This is a genomic window from Paucimonas lemoignei, from assembly GCF_004342585.1.
Classification (GTDB): Bacteria; Pseudomonadota; Gammaproteobacteria; order Burkholderiales; family Burkholderiaceae_D; genus Paucimonas; species Paucimonas lemoignei.
On the sequence record NZ_SLZQ01000019.1, the window covers coordinates 25,259 to 47,166 of the forward strand.

The following is a 21,908-nucleotide window of genomic DNA, read 5'->3' on the forward strand; positions in this document are numbered from 1 at the left end:
CGTCGCACTCAGAGCATATCGTTTAAAAATCTTTCTACAGCTTGAACCCATTTCAACTTCCGTACAGCATCCTTCTTTTTTAAACGGGGAACAGATGTAAAAGCCAATGACGACGACACATTTAACACCGATCTATGGACTCCCTCCTTTTTGCAAGCGGTTTTGGTTTTTGTTGAATTGAGATCGACTGCATCAATCTATCCGGCCTACTGTGGCGCCCGTCGGCGCCGGCCCTGATGTCATCCGTAGTTCACAAGCTGCCTCATCAGCTAAGCGGTCTTGCTGCGGCCATCAGCGTTACCAGGCTGGTGCTTGCGAGAGTTCGACTCTTTCCTTCATCAACCGCTGCTTGCAATCGTCGGCGGGATACTTCGTGATCGTTTAGTTAATCGATTACTCTTCAGCAGCCTGTTACGCTGCCACCCGGTATTCTGTCCCTCTTGCCAGCATTGCCCAAATGATGTGCGCCTGCTTGGCTGCCATTGCCACCGCTGCCACATTGGCGCAAGACCGATGCTTCAATGCCATCGCCCAGTGGCTCTTCCTGTCTTCCTTGGCAGCGGCATACTATAGCGCCGTTCGCGTGCCATGAATCAGCAGCGTACGCAGCGGCACATCGCCGCGCTTGCTGATGCTGCCAAGCCTGGTCTTGCCACCACTGGAATGCTGCCTCGGCGTCAAACCGAGCCACGCCGCAAACTCTCGGCCACTTTTGAACAGCTTGGCATCCGTTACATTGGCCACCAGGGCACTGGCTGTAATCGGCCCAACACCCTCAATCTGCATCAGCCGCCTGGCCGCTTCGTTTTGCCTGGCTAGATGGCTGATCTGGCGCTCGTATTCCTGCGCCTTCTTCTCCTGCTCCAGCATCCGCTCAAACAGCTCGCCTATCGTCTGCCTGGCTAGCGCCGGCAAGTGCCGCTGGCCCGTGCCAATCTCCAGCATCACGCGGCGCAGCCTGGCCATGCCGCCTGCCGCCACAATCCCAAACTCGCCCAGCAAACCGCGGATCTGGTTGGACAAGGCGATGCGTTCTGCCACCAGCAACTCCCGGGCCCGGTGCAACGTCAGCACCGCTTGCGCCTCTTCTTGTCTTAATCGGCACAAAGCGCATATTGGGCCGCCCTACCGCTTCGCAGATGGCTTCCGCATCATTGGCGTCATTCTTGCCACCTTTGCGATACGGCGTCACGAGCTGCGCTGCCATTAACCGTACATCATGGCCAAACTTCTTGAGCTCTCTGGCCCAGTAGTGCGCCCCCGCACAGGCTTCGATCCCTACCAGGCACGCTGGTAGCATGGCAAGGAATTCCAACATCTCGCCACGCGAAAGCGTCTTCTTCAATCTCGCCTTGCCATGCCCATCCACGCCGTGAATCTGGAATACCGTCTTGGCGATATCCACGCCCACTCGCACAATTGTCATCTCTTCCTCCGTTCGTAGCGATGCCCACGCATCTCTACCTTCAGAGTATCCACCTTCACGGGCGGAGGGAGTCCATCACATTAGCTAACCGGGGCCCAACGCATTGCCGCGAAGCGGCAGCCCATCTTGCGGATCCCGGTTGAGCGACGAGTTATAAATTTTGTAGAACATGTTCTTCAACGTCAAAGGGCATTTCATCTTTACTAAAACGCTCTTCAAGTCCGTAAGCCATTTCTTCAAGAGGCATGTTTCGATACCCTAAACGCGTATATTCATCTATGTAGCGACTGATAAAGGGCTTTGCGGTTAGCTCTCGCCACTGCACCACATGTACAAGTTCATGAAAATGAAGGCTCAGTTCTTGTACTGCGCGTGGCAGCACGTAGTAAGTATCTTTGTAGGTAACTCCATTGAAATCCATATCAATAAAATCTCCTAGCCCTGCATCTCTGAGCATCGGTGTATCGGGTTTAGGGAGTTTGTCAACGACTACAAAATATGATGACTTCAAAAATTCCGGAGTATAAAAGCCTTTGAAAGGCTCCTGAAAAATAGAGCATGATCGGCGGTCTGGCTCATGCGATTTATTAGTCTCATCGATCCAGAAGTCCAAAAAATCGAGCACACTGTCTCCTATTATTTATAACGCAGATTTGACCGGTGCCGAAAGAAAGGGCCGGGAGCGAAGCGAAGGCCCGCCGCACGGCGTCCGTGTTGAACAACCTGTTAGACATCACCGTCGATCAATTCGTCAGTTGTCCGGATGATCTCTCCCGCGATGCGTTCCTTACGCTGCAAGAGTGCGTTATACGCATCAGGGCTGGTCATAACACCTCCCCTCATCTGGTCGAGTTGCTCACTGGCCACTGCGAGAGCAGCTTGGAGGGCGGCCAAACGAGTTGAAATATTCGCATACTTCGCCTGCGCCTCCGAAGCCGCCGCCGAGAGTCGCTGCGCCTCTGTGGCTCTAACCATTTCATCTCGAGTCGCCGCCAGTTCAGCCTTCGAGTTTGCTAGCTCCTCGCGGCTATGTTCGAGCTGACGCGTTTGCAAGACAACCGTGAAAATTAGCGCGATGAGAGAAAGAAAGCTAAGAAGCGGGTTAACTGTTCCGCCAATGAAGTCGCCGAACTGGCCCCAGACATCTTGCTTTTCACTGAAGCCGCCGTGAAAGCGCGAGAAGTACATGACGTAGGCCAATACGATGAAGGCAAGCGCCGAGCCGATGACCCAGCTCAACACTTTCACCATCTGCCTAGTGTCGAGGTTATCAAGGAATTGATTCAGTTGCTCTCTCATGTGTTCAGTGATGTCTAACGCATAGTTCAGTGGCAGTTTTTAAGTCATGGTTTGAAGGGATACTTTTGCGCAGCAAAACCATTAAACTGCGATATAAAAACTGTCCAGCACTGCAGGTGCGATGCTGGAACGATAGTTGTCTACCGGATGACATCTATAAAGGGCGATGAACCATAAAGCTAATGTGTGTTGAATCAGCCTTTTCAACTGTAAATTGCGCATCTTTGTATGCATACAATCCACCTGGTTTGTAATCCAGGCTGACCTCTTGAGTGAAAGCCGGTCGAGCAAATCCGTCTTTAGTAAATTCTTTGTAGACGAAACGGATTTGGCCTCCTGCAACTCCAGCATACGTCAACGTAGCACGCGGCCCAGAGCTTTCTCGATCTTTTAGGTATTTGATAGACTCTCCAATGCTTCCACTGATCGGCGATGTCAATTTAGCCTGAAAGACGTTCGTTACATCAGGAGTCCAGCTCCAATAAAATTCTGTGGCTTCTGATGTCCCGCTTGGCACGAACAGGCCGCCATAGCCTCTTTTCGTTCCATTTAAGCCAGAGAATGGCGCCGGCGCAGAATAGTAACTTCCTTCATTGGTTCTGTTACGCAACCGATAATCTCCGGCTGGAATGGAGAATTCGAGCGTTTTAACCTTGTGTTCTACGCGTGTTATTGAGCTTTCTTTCAAACGAAACGCTTCAAGTCGGAGGCCCGTAGCCTCCTTTGAATATTCCCCTGCAGTGAGCATGACATCGCCAACATTAGCCGTAGATTTGCTCGGGACAAAAACCTTCCCTGGTATTACTTCGGGTTCGACTGGCCTGCCTAATCGCACTGATCGGAGTTCTGTAGCGCATGCGGTGAGAACCAGCGTAAAGGCCAATAAAGTGAGCCGTGGCATAACTGTTTTGATCATTTTTGTATCTACTTGTGTAAAAAATCAGTGAAATTAGCTAACGCCGAGCTAATAGGGCCACAGCCCATGTCGTGGAGCGGAAGTTCTTCGCTGCGAATCCAGGCTCAACGACGATTTAAATAAGCTACGCGCGCTACTCCAGCTTAGAGGCTTCTGAAGAAGTCGTTTGGTCTTTAGCTTTTCCTAGTCAGTCTTACGTTTTCCGCGGGGGCGCTGAGGAGGTTGACGTTTAGGACGTGGAGCTTGCTCAGCCAGGAGCTCTTTATAGCGTTCTTCAGGGTTGAACAATACTGGCAAGTTGAACTTCGCCCATGTTTCCTCTAATTTTTTGTAATGGCAATCGCTTTGTTGAATGCCCATCGCCTCTGCGTCCTGCAGCCACTGCGGCTTTTTATGCCGGCGACTAGGGTGAGCATAGGAGCCATATAAAGTGCGGTCCTTAGCGTCCATAGGGTTCAAATATGGGCGCCTTTGATTAACACGCGTTTCAGGCGACTCGCCTGGTCGCTTTAACGCTGCCAGCATACCTTCTGGTGGGATTCCGAGCTGCTTAGCTAATTCAATGACTTTTTCACGAGCTTTTTCGTACTTCTCCTCTCGCTCTTCAAGCTTTTTTTGACAACGGCGAATCAACTCGTACAGTTGATAAAACTGATTGTCAGTCATTTCTCCGTCTTCAGCGCGCTCTGCCAGCCACTTTCTCACCGCTTCAAAAGAAATACGCATACTCACAAGCATTATTAGCAATTAGCATATTGTAAAAGAACCGCATAAATACAGCCATAGTTATGCCGATGTGCTGTACAAATAGCAGAATACTATGGGATTTTTCATTTCCAACTTAACTAAGCGGGCTCGAAACACTGGAGACGGACCAAGAAACGAAGGACGGACACTTTTAAGTGGCACAGCATTGAGCAATGGCCGCGGGAAAAGCCATGGAAGCATGCTGTACCATCGACAGCAAGCGCTGTCAGTTACACAGCAGCTATTAGGCCCCAGCCAAACTGTTCAGCCGAGTGTGCAGACGCTGAACTGCGGCGCGGGGCGTAATGGACGACTGACTATGACCGATAAGTCTCGGTGACAACGTAGCCACAACTAGCCCAGGTGAATCGGTGTAGCAGGAAAACACGCCTCCAACGAAGTTTTTTGCAGTGAGCGCGCGCTCCATATTCTCTCGCATCCAAAGATCATACTCGCCGCGAATCAATAACCCATTTCCACCGGCGCCGACGATACGCCCCTCGGTGGCGAGCTGATCAATAGCAGCAATGGCAGTGTCAATGCTGAATTCATTTTGGGCAGATCGCTCGGATTCTTTGATAGCGCGGCCGGCTGCCAGGCGCTTCTCAAGTGCCTCTTTCTCAGCGCCTGTGATCGCGCGAGCTTTCGGAATCGGCTCAAAGCAACCAAACTTGTAGAACTGACGCGTCGCATCGACGTAAGCCAGCACAATCGCTCGGGCCTCCTCATCAAACCATTCTGTACGACCAGGTACGGCAGCAGCTAACGGATTACGGTACTGCTCAACGATGCTGTGAAGCGTCTTTTCAAGGCGCTCCGCCTGGACTCCATCCCGACAGAGCAGCATGATCGATCCATCAAAGTTGACTTGCGTTAGCAGCTGTTTGCTGCGCTTGGGCACGTTAGCTGACCAACCTATTTTTATGCGGTCAAGCGTTCTATGCTTAAGCAAGTACAAGTAAGCCGGCTTATATTTTGTTGTGCTTACCATGTTATGTCTCCCGTCTGGCAGTAAGCTTATTAGCCGGTCAATTTGGAAATGGCGACCGCCACTGCGGCAGCGCGGCTGATGCCTTGATTGCGAGCCCAGTCGTCAATCCTTGCCAAAGTCGCCGGGCTGATCGTCAGGGTGATAACCTGCTTGCAGCCCGCTTTCTTGACCTTCTTTTTTTCCGGTGAGAATGCCGGTTCACCACCAGCAATGAATGCGTCCAGGTTTTTATAAGCTGAGACTTGGGGTTTTGTCGGAATAATAGCCATGAACTTGCTCCATTAGATTGAATGTTGAAACACTGGACTGGTTAAGGTTTATTGCTTTATTTGTGCTGTATTAGCGCATTAGCTTCGCTGCAGAATTGCTTCACTTTTGCTGTACTTTCGCCTCATTTTCACTGTATGTAAGCTTTAAGCTATGCAGCGAATCACGCCAGTACTGCATGAATAAAGTTGCGCATCTCTACTTCCGCTTTTGGATCACGCCCAGGAAGTTCGATGATTGAACGCCCTTCTGCGGCACTTTCCGAAATGGCTTTGCGGCGACCGATGGGGGTGGGCAGATATGTAATGCCTTCCGGGATGGCTGCAGCAGCTTCACGGTTGTCAGCGCCTCGCGGGTCTGCCATCGAGAGGACAGCCAAGGCTGCGATGTCTCGGTAGCCACGCGCTTCAGTTAGGATTTCAAGGAAGTCTGCTATTGCCCACATTGAATAAGAGCGGGGCTGAAATGGGACTACCACACGATCCGCGACCATAAGTGCTGCACGGAGAGCAGCACTGTTACGACCGCCAGGGCAATCAATCACGATATCCTCGTACCGTTTTGCGGCGAGTTGCACTTGTTGGCGCAAGGTCTGGCCGTCAGCATAGCTAGCAGCGGCGATGGGATCAGGCTCACGAAGCTTGAGTGCCGATGCAAGGGACATTTGCGGATCCGCATCAACGGCCAAAACGTCACGGCCAGCGAGAGATAGTGCGATGGCGAGATTTAACGCGAGCGTAGATTTCCCTTCGCCGCCCTTTGTGCTCGATAAGGCAAAAATCAATTAAACCCCCGGTGGTTTATAAGTACGATTACAGCGTTAATACAGTGCTTGTGCAGTAAAGTTGAAGCACTCATACAGTGCGCTTACAGCATTGATGCAGTTTCGCTGCAGCGCTTCTGATGCAAAGTTAAAGCGAATTAACCTACAAGTATGTATAGCGATCCAGGTCTAAAATCGAATGGAAAGTCTTGGAAAAATGTACAGTTTCAATCCTTGGATAAAGCACCAAAAACAACCATATTTAGGACGATGCGATAGATGAAAGAAAAACGCCCTGTAAATAGGGCGTTTTTTAGGCGAGAGTATTAATCTTATAGAGCTTATCCATAATTACTCCTATAGACTCGACTGCGATGGCCGTGCTGATCGCATTGATTAAAAATTGTCGAAGTCTCCAAGCCCGCTGCCGAAGTCAGACACGCCATCGGCAATACTGGCTACAAAGTCGCCCGCGAAGTCACACACGCTGCCAGCGAGGTCGCCGATTGCATCGAAGGTGTAGCCAAATGCATTTCCCGCAATGTCGATCATCGCTCCAGCGAGCATTGGCAGTCCGCTCGCTGGATTGATCCAACCGAAGGCGTAATCGTCGCTTTGCCTGCTCACGGCGCCACTGCAATCGCTACCGCCTCTACTCCGGCCGCCCCAGGAAAACGCACGGCTCCGACGGCGTCCGCCGGTAAGATTGAAAGTTATGTGCGGCATAAAGTCGCGCCACGTTCCTGTCGCCCCTCCTCCGCCACCCAGACTAAATCCCAGTTGTTTGCTAGCGCCCTGATTGGAAGGTGGGATAGCGGGCGTTGGAGCAGCAGCTTCGGCAGGAAAGCTAGCCAGCATGCGCTGCTTCTGTTCAGCCATAGCCGTCTCTCTGGCTTTCATAATTGCTTCAACGAGTCCTGGTGTTACGTACTTAATATTAATCTCCAGCACTGCAGCAAAGTGAGCGGCCCGTGCAGGCAGATCGCGCAGACGGCGATTCCGCGCCTTGTTCTCACGGCGCCGGAGCAAGCGCCTTATCTGCTTATACCCGGCAAACAAGCCTGCGGCAGCTACCCCAGCAGCTACAGCCGTGACGGGGGAAACGACTAACCCGCCTACAATGGCAGCCCCGAGCCCCAGTGTGCCGACTGCAAACTCAGGCGTGCTGAGCTTGTATGCAGGCAGTTCGCGTAAGTCTTCGAGTTGCCAATCGAGCTTAAAACGTGGTGCTTCAACAAACACTCCGGCTGCTGCTTCGGCTAAGTGAGCTGGAGTACGGTGTGACAGCGAGTAGAGCGCGAGTTTTACGCGGTCGATAAGTCGTTCGCGGGCTTCCCGCAGGCCCGGGTCTACGCTTACAACTTGGTCGTCTCCGCGCAAAGCTTCAAGCCCGTCAAGCGCTGCCATGTAAGTGCGGATATGGAAATCAAAGAGGGTCTTTTTTCTCATTTTTATTATGCGTTTAATTGCTTAGCACTATGCATTAAATTACCACGTATATGCATAGTTAACAAGCGGCTCATGCTTACTTTTATGCCAACCTGCCACATTGAGCCCAGTCGGAGAGTACGGATAGGCAGCATGACTCTCTTAGACGTCGGAGAACGAGTGGGACCTACGCTAGCCTCCCCTACCTTTCCGACACAGCTACCCCTCATTCACTGCCTTGCGCACCGCAACTAAGCCGGCTTAACCGGTGCTTCCCTGGCATCCTTTGCAGATTCCATTTCTGCCTCCTCCCCAGCCTCCACTCCCTCCCCCTTCCCAGCCACCTCGCCTAACATCTTTCCACCCTCCTTGCCCGCACTTACTTCAGCACCAAGCAACGCAGCCAGCCTGGAATCTCCCCTGCGCTTGCCCCGGCCTATCCTTACAGACCATGCATGCATCTGCGTCAGCGCGTAATGAGCAAGCTAAGCGATCAGTAGGCAAGCTACTGGCATGGATCCACTTTGGCTCTGATCGAGGTGGCTGGCCTGGAAGCTAAAGCGGTGTGGATTAGGTGCTGGGATGGAAGCTAAGCAGGTGCCGAATGAGCTGGCTTTGAGTTACGCGGCTCGCGCCGGCTAAATCGCTGGCGAGCAGTCGCCACCGATTCGCCATCGACCGCCTTTTGGGAAGCTGGTTTGGATGCTCCTCCGCGATCACCTTGGCAGTGGGAGCAGGTCTGAGCCACCATGCCTGGCGGCGCTCCGCGCACGGCTCGCCTGGGGCAACTAGCGAGCAGCTGGCTAAGTGCTGCTTGGGCTGGCGGGCGAGATGCTGTTAAAGCGTGAGATGGATGGCTATGGATATTCCGAGGATGGGGGCGCGGATAGGCCGGCTCGTATAGCGCTGCGACTGTTGGTGTTGGAGCTGGCTTGGATGCTCGCACGGCATGGGCAGGGCTAGCCTTAATGGAGTAATGGATAGGCCGGCTTGTGTGCTAACTTGGAAGCGAAACAAGCTCGACTGGCGCATACACCTGCTGCTTCTCCTGGCGGTACCAGCTGTCCGCCTAAGGCAGCATCAAGATCGACGTGAAGCCTGCAAAAGAAAAAGGGCGCACCTCTTGATGTGCCCTCTATACCTTCCGAAGGAATGTCTCACCCGCCCGTACGGCGGCAAACGGATGCTGGAGCCTTTTAAGCAATAACTTTCAAGTTATCAGCAGTAGCCACTACCTTCTCAACCGCCCATACGGCGGCGAACAGATGCTAAAGCAGCGAAAGCGATTAGCTTTCGATTTTCAGCAGTAGTCTTGGTATTCTCAGCCACCACACGGGGAAAACTTGACTACAGGGACAGTGTACCTGCTGATCGAAAATCTAAAGCGTGGATTAACGCACAGTTTTAGAGATTATTCGAGGCATTGGAGAAACTCCACCTCCCTGTTGCTGGCGCCGGTTACTAGGAAGAGATTTCTTCAGTGCTCTTTTTCGGAGTGACGACTGCTTTTTGCATGTGCAGCTTTTCAGCTTTCGTGTCGAGTTTGTACGGCTGCAAAATTCGAATGCGATCATGCACCTTTGGCTGTGACAATTTATTAAGCGCGCGCTTAATATGATCTTTAAAGTCGTCCATATCAGCCGTCGCACCTGAAATTTTTTGAAGGTGCGCGAGAGGCAACGTAATTAGCTCATCGTTCGATGCTAAATACGCCGCTAGCCAGCTGGGGAACCCTTTGTAAGCGAGCGCCTCTTTGGGAATGGCAGTCCATGAGTTGACGCCGAACAGCTCGGCAACCGGGTCGCACACCCGAAAGCGTAGCTTATCGCGGCCACGAGGTTTGAGGCGTGAAACCTTGTAGTCGTCAATAATGTCAATTTCGATCAGATGCGGCACAGTGCAATTCCTACCGCTAGTAGTTTGTAAGCAAAGCTCAGCGCCACTCAGCCGGACAATGCTATTGCGAATGGCAGTGTGCGTGCTTGCACCGTATGAAACTTTTAGGGCTTGAGCGAACTTATAGAAAGTTGTTTCATGCCAGCCTTCGTCAGACGATTCGGACGGAAGCGGAAGATCGCCAGCATAATGCGTTAAGCAACAGCTGAACACCTTTCGGTCATACCAATTAAGCATTGATCCTTTGAGTCTAAGCGTAATGTCCTTCCTAGAACCAATTGGAACGTAGCCGTCGGAATCACGCTTATGTTCCACAGGCTCATCTGAGCTAGCAAATAAAGCAGATCGAATAAGCGAATTTGGCAAAATAACATAGCCGGCTTTTTGGTGTGGCAGGTACGATTTACCTCGGTGCCGCACAGCCCCATACTTACGCTTTTCGTCGCGCACTTCCTCTGTTTCAGTATCGCTAATAAACGTAAGTGCAGTGCCTGCTTTCTCAAGCAGCCATACCTTTTTTCGAATTTCCTCATTCAGCGTTGCGGCTTGCTCAGGCGACGCCAGCGGCAGCAAGCTACGGAGGTTCTCGATTTCCCGCTCAAGTTTAAGCTCTTTCTCAGTTTTTTCCATTCTAGGCTCCAGTAGCATTGGTAATATGTCGGTCGACGAAAGAGCGGATAACATCGCGCGTCATTTTTCCCCTTTGGCGGCAAACCGCGAAGGAAGCACTATGCTTTTCGCATGTGATTAAAGCGGTCAATTGCAACTTGTTTGGGCCGTAGCTGCCGCTGCGATACTTGCGTTCAGTTTTGTTAGTAATCATTTTGATTCCTCAAAAATTCATGGGCAGCTCATCCGCTAAATAATTTACAAAAGTTAAACGCCCTCATTAAGTTCTGCAAAACCAACCAGACCTTCTTAACCCCAAGAGCACTTGACTTACAACGGAACTTTACATGACTTGAAGCGAATTATAACTTGACCCTAAGCGCTTTAATACTTGACCTGCCTTCAAATAATACTTGACCTTTAAATATTCAAAACTTGACTTTGTACGGATATTTTCTTGCTCGCACCCAAAAAATAGGGTTTGAATGCCATGAGATTTCGGGCCCCAAAATGCTGCTTAGTCCTGATAGTCCTAAGAGTCCCTTTAATCTTTTTTAGAGCTAGTAGCCCTTTTCAATTTGCTTCAGCTTTCAACTTAAAGTTTGCGCGCGAAATTTTTTTGTACTGCATCTCGAAGCAGGCTCATCAATGCTTTGAATAAAACATAGAATTTTTGTGGAATACATATATATGGGTTAGCCAGAAGCGGGAGGCAGTGCAACACCCGCCAAAATAAAGGCTAACCCACCGCGGCTGGCTTCAATCGCCCGAATAAGCCTGTTTTACGCGGTCCAATGCGGCAGCGCTTCAGATCCTGGTTGTAAATTCCCATATCGCGCAGCACATTTTTTATTTTTGACCCGCAGGTCAGGAAATTTTCTTTTAGTTTTTACTGGTATGGAGTGACTCATACGTGAGAATAGGTTTAAAAATACTGCGCCATTTTTCCTGCGGAGCCTCTACCAGGGCGGTCAGCCAGTGCGCGGAAGCCAGCGCTCTTGTCGGGTACTGGGGTAGCTCATCGGCAAGTAGGTGCACGCGGCAGCCAACTCCTATCCTGGTCGAGCAGGCCGCCCTGGCGGCCAGTGCGGCCGTTGAGGCCGCTCCAGCGCCGCGCCTTCAGCAACCTGATAGGCGCTCAACCAGGAGTAACAGCAGTCGCGGCTCAGCGCAACAAGAAAAAACACTCTTCGCATGCACATTAAAAAAACAGTTTTACGCCCACATAGAGCGGGATTAACCTGTCTTGAAACCCGCCCAAGGAGACCTGCGCGCAAGGTGGAGTACGCGCCAACAAGGCGAAGCCTGAAGCGCAGCATAAGGCGCCGCCGCCGGGGCGCGCACGCACAACTGAGCACGGGTAGACGGACGGTGGATAGTGTGGGAAACAAGAACCCGGTTAATCCTTTTGTATCCATCCCTTAAAAAATTCGACCTAGCCAGCCCGCACAACGCAAACAAGTCACCCCAAATCCCAGATCCTTGCCTAAGCATCTTTCCCTTGCGCGGCGCCACACCAGCCAAGCAAAGCCGCTTGATACACACGCAAAAATTCAATAGCTTTGGGACAAAGGGGCTGGCAAGCGCCTCACAAGAAAGCACGACGAGAAGTGTGAGGGGAGAATGGTTCTGCGAAATAAAATGTTATGGCTGCGCTTGCTCGCCGCTTCGCGCTTCCCGTTGCTGCCACACCAGCAACCATAGACACCATAACGGCAGGAAAACTGATAAAGTCTACCCGCCCTAGCCTACCAGGCGTGCCGACTTCGGATCGTAGATGGCATTCGCAATCGAGCCATCCCGGATGCGCTGAACCGCTTCATCAATCACATGTAGTGGCACCAAAAACCATTCCTTTGGCTTGACTGGATTTCCAAAACGGTCTTCGATGGTTAAGTCGAGCTGCACTGCCCCGAACAATCGGTGAAAAATCTTTTCCAGCCTTGTACGGTTCAAGTTGTGAAGCTTGTAGGCTGCCACTACCTCAACACCTGCTAGCAGGTAGGTGGCGTCCTTTTCGGCGCCAACGATACGGCTCTCTACGCTGCCGCCAGTCACGCCGATCTTATGGATCAACTCTCGATGCTCAGCGATGAATGGATGGTCGGATTGGCTGCGGAGTACATAAATGGTTCCGGATTCAATGTCATCCGACTCCGCCGCGCTGCCAAATAGCGGACCATCGTCCTTGCGAATGAGGCGGCGCCCCACCGGCGTGTCTCCGTCGGGGTACAGCGAGCGCGAAAGCGAGCGCAGTAACAGGTTACTTTCGGTATGGTTATCAAAAATGACGCGCAATCGTGGATTATCGCGCCCATCCTTGGTCTTGGTACCGTCATGCATTTCGGCCACATAGGCTATTTGGCCGCCAATGATGAAGAAGTCTCCAGCCTCGATGCTGGCATCCTTAACGAAAGGCTTCGTCATCCAGGAGCCAGCCTTGAGGCCAGCGGTGGCTTCCGCAAACAATGACTCAAACCGGTCGAAATCCACACAAGGAGTGCGGTTGGCGACTTCTTCTGCCGCTTTGATTTCAGCGTAAGGCCGGACATGACGCAAGACGGTAATGTCGCTTTGGTCAACAGCTTCCGTGTCAATCCCGAGTTCCGCTAGCAACGCGTCTTCATCGAGAGCATCAACATCAACCGTAGTCGACGCTATCGCGCCGGCCAACAGGCCAGGGCTATCCATCTCTGCCAGCAGAGCTTGAGCTTCTGGTAGCTTACGCAGCTGATCCAGGCGCACCGCATACATACGCTCGAAAATGTCACGACCTTCGCCATGCGTAGGAGCGCGGCCGTGAGCCTGATAGAAGCGCAAAATATCCTCGAAGCCTGCAATGATGCGTTCCTCGCGTGGTGTCCGGCTAGAGGCTTTGACCGCAGTGACTTCTACGCCGAGTGCATCCAGTAGTTCGTCGTCGTCCATATCAGCCATTTACATTTCCTCCCTGTGCCGCCTTGGCTTGCGCACGATAACGTGCCAGCGCGGCCACGCCTTCAGCCATTTCTCTTTCCCAAGCATCTGCAGAATTAATATCGGGCAGACGGCCACGCTCAAGCTTGAATTGCAGGGCGCGCCTCGCCAGCTCGCGCGCATACTCTTCTGGGATATTTGCCTTCTTAGCAGCAATGCTGGTCTGGACTTGGCGCAGAGATTTTTCATCCATCGACTTTGCCAGCACTGCATAGGCGGCTTCGAAGGGATTGATGCGGTCGATCAGATCAATGTCCAGATGGCGTACGTTAACGAACTTGCGCACTCCATCCAGCAAGGCAGTATTTCCTTGTGACACACCACCGCTGGCATCGATTTTAGCTATCTCCAACTTGGCCTGCTGCGTGATATTCATGGCAGCGATGGCGTGTTGGCGAATGGCTTCCTGGTCAGCTTCGGTCAATTCCGGATAACGCTCGCGCACGATCTTGCCCATCCGGAGTTGTGTAAGCTCTTCAGGCAAGGTGTTTTCCTTATCGAACAGGCCGCGCTCCAATACGGTTTTGTCTTGCAAGAAGCTGGTGACGACCTCGTTCAAGTCTTCCTTGCAGATGCGTGTGGCTTCAGGGCTTTGCGGCGTTGCCAGCCCATTGATTTCTACGTGAATTTGGCCAGTGTCCTTATTTACGCCGATATTGTGACCGTCTTCCTTGTAGCCCTCCTCGCCGTAATCGAAGCCCTCTTTCGGACCAGTATTCTTGGGGGTGAATTCATAGCGTGGAGCCAGAACCTGCTCCATCAGTAAGCTGGCAGAAATGGCCTTAAGCATGTCGTTCACCGCTTCTGCCACAGCTGATTGTTCAGCCGCAGGCTCTGCGATCAGGTTGGTGAAGCGCGACCGTTCCTTGCCCTTGGCATCACGCGTGGCACGCCCAATGATCTGCACGATTTCAGTCAAGCTGCTACGGTATCCAATGGTCAATGCATGTTCACACCAGATCCAGTCAAAGCCTTCCTTCGCCATGCCTAGGGCGATGATGACATCCACGTGGTCTCGATTATCCTTCTGCGCCGGGTCTTTCAAGGCCGTGAGAACTTTAGACCTCTTGGCCGGATCGCTGTCATCCACCAGGTCCGCTACTTTCAGGGTACGACCATCATGGGCTTGGACCAGATGGAAGCCGGTCGCAGGGTCGACACCTTTCCATTCACCCAAGCCGTGCATGATTTCATCCACCTCGCGCTGCTTATCCTTGAGACTTTCTCGGGCGTTCACATTGGGAATATGGACGATGGTTTTGAGCGACGGGTCCAGCACTTTGGTGATAGCATTGACGTATGGACCTGTGTAAAAGAAGTAGCCGATGTCCAGCGACTTGAGCCATTGATAACCGTTAAGCTGCTCGTAATAGGTATAAGTGACTGTCTCGAACTTGGCTTCGTCTGCCGGTCCGAGCACCGCTTCGCTGTCGCCACGGAAGTAAGAGCCGGTCATGGCCACCAGGTGCACCTTGTCGCGGGCGATGAAGGCGCCCAACTGACTTCCGAGCTTGTTGTCCGGGTTGCTGGAGACGTGGTGGAATTCGTCGATAGCGATCAGGCGGTTATCGAACGCTTGAACACCCAGCTCTTCCACCGCAAAGCGGAAGGTAGCGTGGGTGCAGACCAGCGCCTTGTCGCTGCCCTCAAGGAACTTGCGCACTGCATCCACCTTGGACTTCGCAACGCGCGGTTCGTCTACGCCAGGTGCATTACATAGGTTCCACTGGGGCGCCACCTGCCAATCCCAATAAAAGCCGTACTGACTCAGCGGCTCATCGGCAAAGCTGCCACCAATGGAGCGCTCAGGCACGACGACAATGGCCTGCTGCAAGCCTTGGTTGTGGAGCTTGTCAAGAGCAATGAACATGAGTGCACGCGATTTACCAGAAGCCGGTGGTGATTTGATCAAAAGGTATTGCTCACCGCGCTTGGCATATGCACGCTCTTGCATGGTACGCATACCCAGTTCGTTTGCCTTGCTGGAAGCGCCGGTTCGTGCCGTAGCAATCGAAACCGAAGGAACGGTGTAAGCGTTGGTCGGGCTGCCTGCTTGCTCACTCATGCTTTCTTTCCTTTTGTCGTTTTCGTGGCAGACTGGCCCTTGGGCGCATCGGCCATCATCTTCGTGTACAGCTCAAACAGTTTTTCGAGCCGCTCCGTGTCGTTCTTGAATCGGCGGCCAATGTAGATGCGCTCCAATACCTCATCGTTGCGCTCGTGGGCTCGACGTAGGTTTTCCGGCATATTGTCCAAGTCGTACATGTCGGCGATGGAGGCTGGAAAATGCGCCTCACGCGCTAGCAAAATATCTTCAGCGCAGGCGGTCAAGTCGTACTTGTTTTGCTCTGTAAGGAAGGGAAGCGGAAAAGAGTTCCATCCCAATGTGTTGGAATACGAAAATCGCATTTCTAAGCGCGCGCAAACCGCGCCGATCCAGACCCAATGCATGCGTGAAGTAATCAGCGCGATACTCCATAGAGGAGCGTCATACATTGCATAACATTTGTGCCCAACTACACAGTCTCCATTTACGATAGATGCAGGTAGATAAGGTCTATTCTCAGAGCTGATTGCAGGAATTACTATCGTGTATTGATTTCCTAAAAATTGCTCACGGAACTTATGAGGTGTCTCTGAAAGTTTCTGCGCCGACTTGTCGCTCTTCATTTTCGCCCGAGCAGAAGCAACACGCTGGAGACGCTGCGATATAGGAGGAATTGACAAAGCAAAGTCTACATCGTTGTCGTTAATCCATAAGCATTTACGAGGTAACCCAGAAACGATCTCTTGGGATCCATAAAAATCTCTAATTAATTTAGCTGAACTAGGCCATTTGACGATAATTTCTTCTGCTTCGTAACGTGTTAACAAGAGATCCACGCCGTAATAAGTATGGTTGCCAAATTGCATTATCGGCAAATCCTGCGTTGGCCTTGGGCTAGCCTGTATTTCAATATTAGGAGCTGCTACGAGGTAGGCATTTATGTTCTGAACTTCTTTCAGCTCAACGACATTCGCATTTTCGCGGTCTGCAAGTGAATAAAGACGCTTCACAAGGTTCATTTTGCTGGAAATGCCAACGATCACAACTGTGACCCCAGCATTATGGCTAGCCAAATTTGCCCATTTGAATGATGTATGAGCGAAAGTAATTTGGTTACCCGTCCGGAAGATTAGTGGCCAAAGAATTGGCACTTGCAACCCTTGGCAAATTGAGTTCGTCGCTACGAAGGCGGCCGATGCTTTAGTGTTAGTTCCGTAGTCAGCTGCCTTCATAAACCAGCCCGCCACATAGTCCAATGACTTCCAATTCTTTACGCGACCATCGAAGATTGCCCCAAGGTCGGCTTTCTGAGCGTCCGATTGCCACTTGCTACCTAAGTATGGCGGATTGCCACAAATGTACGTCTCACCGCCTTCGTTCTCAAAGTCGATTTCCGTTTGATTCAGCGGTGTGCTAAACAAATCATCCGCCACTAGCTTTACGCTCGTCCCGTCAGGGTCGCACAAGCTTAACCAATCCAGTCGCAATGCGTTGCCGCAGACAATCCAGTTCTGCGAGTCTAGCGGCAAAAACTCCGCTAACGCATCCTTCTGTCCGCGATACAGCACGTCGCACTGGAACTCAGCAATGATGAGCGCCAAACGTGCAATCTCCGCCGGGAAGTCACGTAGTTCGATGCCTCGAAAGTTGGTCAACGGTATTGCGCTGCCCAGATGTGCCTCACCTCGGCGGCGGTTAATTTCGGCCTCAATCTCGCGCATTTGCTTATAAGCGATCACCAGGAAGTTGCCAGAACCGCAAGCCGGGTCGAAAACGCGGATGCGTGCCATGCGCTTGCGCAGGTTCAGCAGCTTAATTTTGTTGTCGCCAGCTTCAGCCAGTTGCGCGCGCAGGTCATCCAAGAATAGCGGGTTCAGCACCTTTAGGATGTTGGGCACGCTGGTGTAGTGCATGCCCAACTCGCCGCGCTCCTCGTCATCCGCAACGGCCTGGATCATGCTGCCGAAAATATCTGGGTTGATCTGGTTCCAGTTTAGGCTTCCGGCATGCAGCAAGTACGTTCGTGCCATGCGAGTGAAGCGCGGCACTTCGATACTGCCAGAAAAGAGGCCGCCATTAACATATGGGAATTGGTCTGCCCAGCTGCGAATGTTGGCGGCTTTGCGGTGGCGGTCGTCCAGCTTGCCTTCGTGGCGTGTAGGCGTGTTCATGGCGCGGAAGATTTCGGACAACACCGTGTGGGTGTTGCTGCCATCACGCTCACTCATTTTCTCCACGGTCTTCGTGAACAAGCCCCGGCCATTGAAGATATCGGTGTCTTCAGCAAAGAAGCAGAAAATCAACCGCGCCATGAAATGGTTCATGTCGGCGCGGCGTTCGTCCGTTGCCCAATCCGGATTTTCGCGCAGCAGCTCGACGTACAGCTTGTTCAGGCGCCCGGTCGCGCGCACGTCGATTGGGTTGTCCTTAATCTCCTTGATGGTGGAGATTCCGGCCAGCGGCAGGAAGAAGCCGAAATGGTTGGGGAAGTCGGGATAGGCGCAGGCAACGGTTTCCCCGCTGGCTAGCTCCTCGGCTTCCAGCGTCTGTCCATCGGTGGCGAGAATGAACTTTGCCTTGGCTTTTGTGGTGGCTGGGCTGACACGCAATGCCTTGAATGTGTCGCCCACAGCGCCGACGTCACATACTGCAAGGTGGATGTTATTGCGCAGGAGTACGCCGCCTGGCACATCTGAAGCGTTGTTATTGCCTGTACGTAGGCGCTTGAGGGCCGTTTCCTTATGGCCAAAGGCGGCCAGGAACGCGAATGGAAATTCTTCTTTGTGAAACGGCTGCTCTGCCAAGTCCGATATGGCTGCTTCGATTTCTACTGCATTCATGGGGTATTTTCTGCGTGGATTCCCCCGCTTTCGTCCGCCTAAGCTCTAGTGAAACACGCGGCACAGTCGGGGTCATCTTATAAACGATTGCACTAGGGGCCTTGTAGCGATCCACCTCTAGCTAAGGAGGATAGTTGATCCAAACTTGAGCCTTATGCTTTTGCCACGAATGAGGTGCAGTACCTGCGCTGCAGATCCGAGCTTCGTGCATCTGCCCAAGTCTAGGCATTCCTGATCCAACGATATTCATGGCCCGTGGAAAGGCTCTTAAAAATTGCCGGAAATTTTAACATTTCACAGACATTCTTATTGTCAACTGAGTGACTTCTCTTGATAGACGCAACAAATCCATTTAACGATGCAAACATATTTATTCCATTTATTCCATCATAGATATCTTGACACTTAAAAATGTAGGTTTATAATTCGAAACATTGCTTATGTGGAGGAATAAATGGAATATTTCAACAAAGAAGAACTTCGTAACGAAATCCGCGGCTACATGTGGGCACTGGCCGATTGCCTAGAGCGCGTCTACTTCCCCAAATGCGGCTGGGCACTTCTGGGGCTTGATCCCAAAAACTTCAAAGAAGAATCGATTTCCTTGTTAAAGCCCGAAGCCATTGATATCGACAAATTCATCGTGACTGACGTGCTCATGGAGCTCTATGACTATGGCATTAACGGTGAGAGACGTGGTGATTGGAACTGGATCGACATGGCCACCGATACGCTCTCCTTTATCGATGGGCTGAAAAACTTTTTACTCCTCCACGAAAGCAGCATCAGGTTTAGCTTGGATCTGTCTCAGCATGTATTGGCTGTCGCACATGCCAGGAATTTGCTCGACGAACAAGAGGGGATTACCAGTGTCACTGATGAAGCAGCAGTGGGGCTTGGCGTGCGCGGCGGCGTGCTCATGCTAAGTGATGTTGCGCTATTGGCCAATATGGACGAAAAGAGTGTGCGCAACGCAGCCAATCCGAAGCATAAGAATCATCTAAAGACATTCAATCACGGAAGCCGTACTTACGTAACGGCCGAAGATGCTTTGGCTTGGTTGAAAGAGCGCAGAGGGTTCAAGCCAACCGTCTACATTCCCCAGGACGCCGAGCGCAACCTGACAACCAGCGGATTCCTTTCACTTGCGGACTTTGGCGCCTATCTTCTGGCTCAACGAAAGGAATCAGGCCTGACGCCGCAGCAGGTCGTTAAAGCTGTCGCCAATCCGGCCATGACGCTTGAAGCATTAGCGACAATGGAAAAAGGTGAACAAATCCATTTTGACCGTACTGCCTTCATCGCTTTAGCCAAGGCACTGCAACTGAACGTGAAAACATTTGTGCAAGCGAGCCTCACCCTGCATCACCGAATTGAGAAGGCCCTGGTTGAGGCTTCCTTGGCCAATCTGGAAGAGGAGTGATAGACATGAAATTGACCAACCATGCCAGCATTCGCCTGCAGCAGCGAGGCATCCCTCCGATAGTGGTTGACCTGTTGCTTGGGTACGGATCAATTGAAAAAGCAGGAAAAGACGCGGTTACCTATTACTTCGACAAGGCATCACGCCGGAAAATAAGTGCTTATGCCGGTCAATTATTCCGTGCAATTGAAGGCTTTCTGGACTACTACGCTGTCGTAGGCAGCGATGGCAACGTTATTACTGTTGCACCTCGGGTCAAAAAAGTTAAACATCACTAAAGGAAGTTGTGAGCTGTACCCCGCCCTATTTATCGACAGAAGGATATATGGACCAAAACAATCATTTCTCTCAATACGCCTCGGCCATTCGCAATCTCAACCTGGGCAGCATTTCCCATGCTGGGCAAATCCCGAGCACGTTCCTCCTCGGTCAGGACCGCGATCTTGCTAGTTACTATATCCCGTTCGATATCGTCAATGCCGGTGCCAAAGTAGTGCTGGTCGGGATAACCCCAGGTTTTACGCAGTGGAAGAACGCCATGCAGGAAGCGCAGAAGCAACTGGCGAGTGGCGCCCCTTTGGATGTTGCTCATGCCGCTGCCAAGCAAACCGGCGGGTTCAGTGGCGCCCTGCGCCCGAACCTGATTGCTCTACTTGACTCGATTGGCTTGCATGGGTTGCTGAAAGTGACAAGTTGCGATAGCCTTTTTGGGTCCAATTACTCTCTGGTACAGACTACGTCGATCCTGCGTCATCCGATTTTTGTGGGTGGCAAGAATTACAGCGGCACTCCACACATGGTCAAGACGCCATTCTTGCGCCATCAGATTTTGGATCACTTCGCAAAAGAAGCGGCCAAAATGAAGAACCCACTATATATTCCGCTCGGTCCTAAAGTCAGTAAAGGCCTGGCTTGGCTGGCAGCTGAAGGGGTGATTAAATCTGACCGCATCTTGGATGGGTTGCCGCATCCATCAGGCGCAAATGCCGAGCGAATCGCCTACTTCTTGGGCCGAAAGAAGAAAGAAGCATTATCGGTCAAAACAAATCCTGCGCTCCTGGATTTCTTACGCGAAAAGCTAGTTTCTCAAGTGGCTTACTTGAAATAAGCTTATCTGAAAACACTAGAGTGAAGCAAAGGGAAGCCGACCATGGAAAAACTCGCAAAATCTTCAGCGTAGCGGCACTAAAACCAGCAAAGTTCGGCAATTATTGCCAGTTAGTGTGGCATTCCCTTTTCAAACGCCATTACGGAACACAAGCAAGAAAGCCACAGTGTCGCTCAATAAAATTGAGATGATCTAGCACGCTTTGTAGAGCGACCAGCAGAACATTTATTTATTGATCTCCATACCGATAGCGTAAATATTCATTCTTGCTGCGGTTTGTTGTAGCTATGGCCAGTTTATTCAGCAACGGAATGACGTGGACTAAACTGTGCTGAGATACACAAAGCACTGATGGTTTGCCGGCGATAGATAATCCCGATGCGCATATGAGTGCATCACGCACTTCTTCTGCCTTCACGAACTCGATAAGGTACTCATGATTAGAGCTTCGTTTGAGGAAGGCCTCGCCACCACTCTCAAAACGAAAGCACATCACTGCGCCGTCCGGCATGAAAAAGTCGTCTTGCATGAGACTTGCAGCAGTTCCCAGTTCCGCCGTATTAAGTACCGTAATGCCTACGGTTTTAACCTGCCGTTGTAGATATTCCTGTTCTCTTTGCTGAACATCCTGCTCAAGCGATTCGAGAAGCTTAGTCTCATAGACGCCCCGTTTTCGATGAAAAATCCATGATTTTTCAGCTACCGCAGTCAACAACAATTCTTTCAAGTAGTCCCGGTCAACCGTGCGGTTTGCCTTGCTAAGATCTATCTGGATTACTGAGGCGCCAATTTTCCGGATATGCCGTAGCTTTTCATCGTCGACGCCATGGGTGACTTTCACCTCAATAAACAGGCGCTTTCCCTGACTGATGGCTACAACATCAGGCCTGATGGGATGAACGCTGTATTCAAGCTCAACCGATTCCAGGTTAATGAGCCGCCCTGGGATCACCGCAGAGCTTTGCAAGAGTTCGCCACGCGAGGTCTTCTTACTCACTGTCACACGCAGATCTGGAATGAAAATCTGCCTTTGCTCAGCTATGATTTCCTTCATAGCGAAATGAATTGCCGTTTCGGCCGCCCAGTCACATTGGACTTTTTCATTGACCTGGTGGGCAAAGCTCCATGCCCGGATTTCTCCCTTTCTGGCTACCATGGTCCGCTTGCAGGCT

Annotated in this window: 16 protein-coding genes and 1 pseudogene; 3 read left to right on the top strand and 14 right to left on the bottom strand. The window is 51.6% G+C overall.

What is annotated here, in order from left to right; all coding sequences use genetic code 11:
- Positions 1 to 411 precede the first annotated feature (411 nt).
- The 13 genes and pseudogenes from EDC30_RS18510 to EDC30_RS18575 form a co-directional block, all read right to left on the bottom strand.
- Positions 412 to 1,426: pseudogene (locus EDC30_RS18510) on the bottom strand (IS110 family RNA-guided transposase).
- Between the two features lie 151 nt (positions 1,427 to 1,577).
- On the bottom strand, positions 1,578 to 2,051 hold the full coding sequence (locus EDC30_RS18515) for a hypothetical protein (protein WP_132260348.1): 474 nt from the start codon (positions 2,049 to 2,051) through the stop codon (positions 1,578 to 1,580).
- 101 nt (positions 2,052 to 2,152) lie between these two features.
- A complete protein-coding gene (locus EDC30_RS18520) occupies positions 2,153 to 2,725 on the bottom strand; it encodes a hypothetical protein (RefSeq protein WP_132260349.1) in 573 nt (190 codons plus the stop codon).
- A 154-nt stretch (positions 2,726 to 2,879) separates the two neighbouring features.
- Positions 2,880 to 3,641 (bottom strand): hypothetical protein, encoded by a 762-nt coding sequence (locus EDC30_RS18525; RefSeq protein ID WP_132260350.1) that lies wholly within the window; start codon positions 3,639 to 3,641, stop codon positions 2,880 to 2,882.
- A gap of 183 nt (positions 3,642 to 3,824) precedes the next feature.
- On the bottom strand, positions 3,825 to 4,367 hold the full coding sequence (locus EDC30_RS18530; protein WP_165973883.1) for a hypothetical protein: 543 nt from the start codon (positions 4,365 to 4,367) through the stop codon (positions 3,825 to 3,827).
- 265 nt (positions 4,368 to 4,632) lie between these two features.
- A complete protein-coding gene (locus tag EDC30_RS18535) occupies positions 4,633 to 5,379 on the bottom strand; it encodes a GIY-YIG nuclease family protein (RefSeq protein WP_132260352.1) in 747 nt (248 codons plus the stop codon).
- Positions 5,380 to 5,408: 29 nt separating this feature from the next.
- On the bottom strand, positions 5,409 to 5,648 hold the full coding sequence (locus EDC30_RS18540) for a CopG family transcriptional regulator (RefSeq protein ID WP_132260353.1): 240 nt from the start codon (positions 5,646 to 5,648) through the stop codon (positions 5,409 to 5,411).
- Between the two features lie 161 nt (positions 5,649 to 5,809).
- The gene (locus EDC30_RS18545) at positions 5,810 to 6,430 is read right to left on the bottom strand and encodes an AAA family ATPase (RefSeq protein WP_132260354.1); all 621 of its coding nucleotides are present in this window, start codon (positions 6,428 to 6,430) and stop codon (positions 5,810 to 5,812) included.
- 375 nt (positions 6,431 to 6,805) lie between these two features.
- Positions 6,806 to 7,858: a hypothetical protein gene (locus EDC30_RS18550; protein ID WP_132260355.1), complete on the bottom strand. Its 1,053-nt coding sequence runs from the start codon at positions 7,856 to 7,858 to the stop codon at positions 6,806 to 6,808.
- Positions 7,859 to 9,298: 1,440 nt separating this feature from the next.
- Positions 9,299 to 10,363 carry a hypothetical protein gene (locus EDC30_RS18560; RefSeq protein ID WP_132260356.1) on the bottom strand — a complete coding sequence of 355 codons (1,065 nt, stop codon included), beginning with the start codon at positions 10,361 to 10,363 and terminating at the stop codon, positions 9,299 to 9,301.
- A 1,722-nt stretch (positions 10,364 to 12,085) separates the two neighbouring features.
- Positions 12,086 to 13,279, bottom strand: a complete 1,194-nt coding sequence (locus tag EDC30_RS18565) for a GIY-YIG nuclease family protein (protein WP_132260357.1) — start codon at positions 13,277 to 13,279, stop codon at positions 12,086 to 12,088.
- The gene (locus EDC30_RS18570) at positions 13,272 to 15,383 is read right to left on the bottom strand and encodes a DEAD/DEAH box helicase (RefSeq protein ID WP_132260358.1); all 2,112 of its coding nucleotides are present in this window, start codon (positions 15,381 to 15,383) and stop codon (positions 13,272 to 13,274) included. Before EDC30_RS18570 ends, EDC30_RS18565 begins: the two co-directional genes overlap by 8 nt.
- The gene (locus EDC30_RS18575) at positions 15,380 to 18,205 is read right to left on the bottom strand and encodes a class I SAM-dependent DNA methyltransferase (RefSeq protein ID WP_132260359.1); all 2,826 of its coding nucleotides are present in this window, start codon (positions 18,203 to 18,205) and stop codon (positions 15,380 to 15,382) included. Before EDC30_RS18575 ends, EDC30_RS18570 begins: the two co-directional genes overlap by 4 nt.
- A 454-nt stretch (positions 18,206 to 18,659) precedes the next feature.
- Here EDC30_RS18575 and EDC30_RS18580 point away from each other — a divergent pair, with 454 nt between their 5' ends.
- From EDC30_RS18580 to EDC30_RS18590, 3 genes are read left to right on the top strand one after another with little or no spacing between them, the layout of a single operon-like run.
- Complete coding sequence (locus EDC30_RS18580) at positions 18,660 to 19,628, top strand: helix-turn-helix domain-containing protein (protein ID WP_132260360.1); 969 nt, start codon at positions 18,660 to 18,662, stop codon at positions 19,626 to 19,628.
- 5 nt (positions 19,629 to 19,633) lie between these two features.
- Positions 19,634 to 19,906: a hypothetical protein gene (locus tag EDC30_RS18585; protein ID WP_132260361.1), complete on the top strand. Its 273-nt coding sequence runs from the start codon at positions 19,634 to 19,636 to the stop codon at positions 19,904 to 19,906.
- A gap of 47 nt (positions 19,907 to 19,953) precedes the next feature.
- Positions 19,954 to 20,736, top strand: a complete 783-nt coding sequence (locus EDC30_RS18590; protein ID WP_132260362.1) for a hypothetical protein — start codon at positions 19,954 to 19,956, stop codon at positions 20,734 to 20,736.
- 229 nt (positions 20,737 to 20,965) lie between these two features.
- Here the strand turns inward: EDC30_RS18590 and EDC30_RS18595 are convergent, their stop codons facing one another.
- Positions 20,966 to 21,892 carry a hypothetical protein gene (locus tag EDC30_RS18595; RefSeq protein ID WP_165973884.1) on the bottom strand — a complete coding sequence of 309 codons (927 nt, stop codon included), beginning with the start codon at positions 21,890 to 21,892 and terminating at the stop codon, positions 20,966 to 20,968.
- Positions 21,893 to 21,908: the final 16 nt, after the last annotated feature.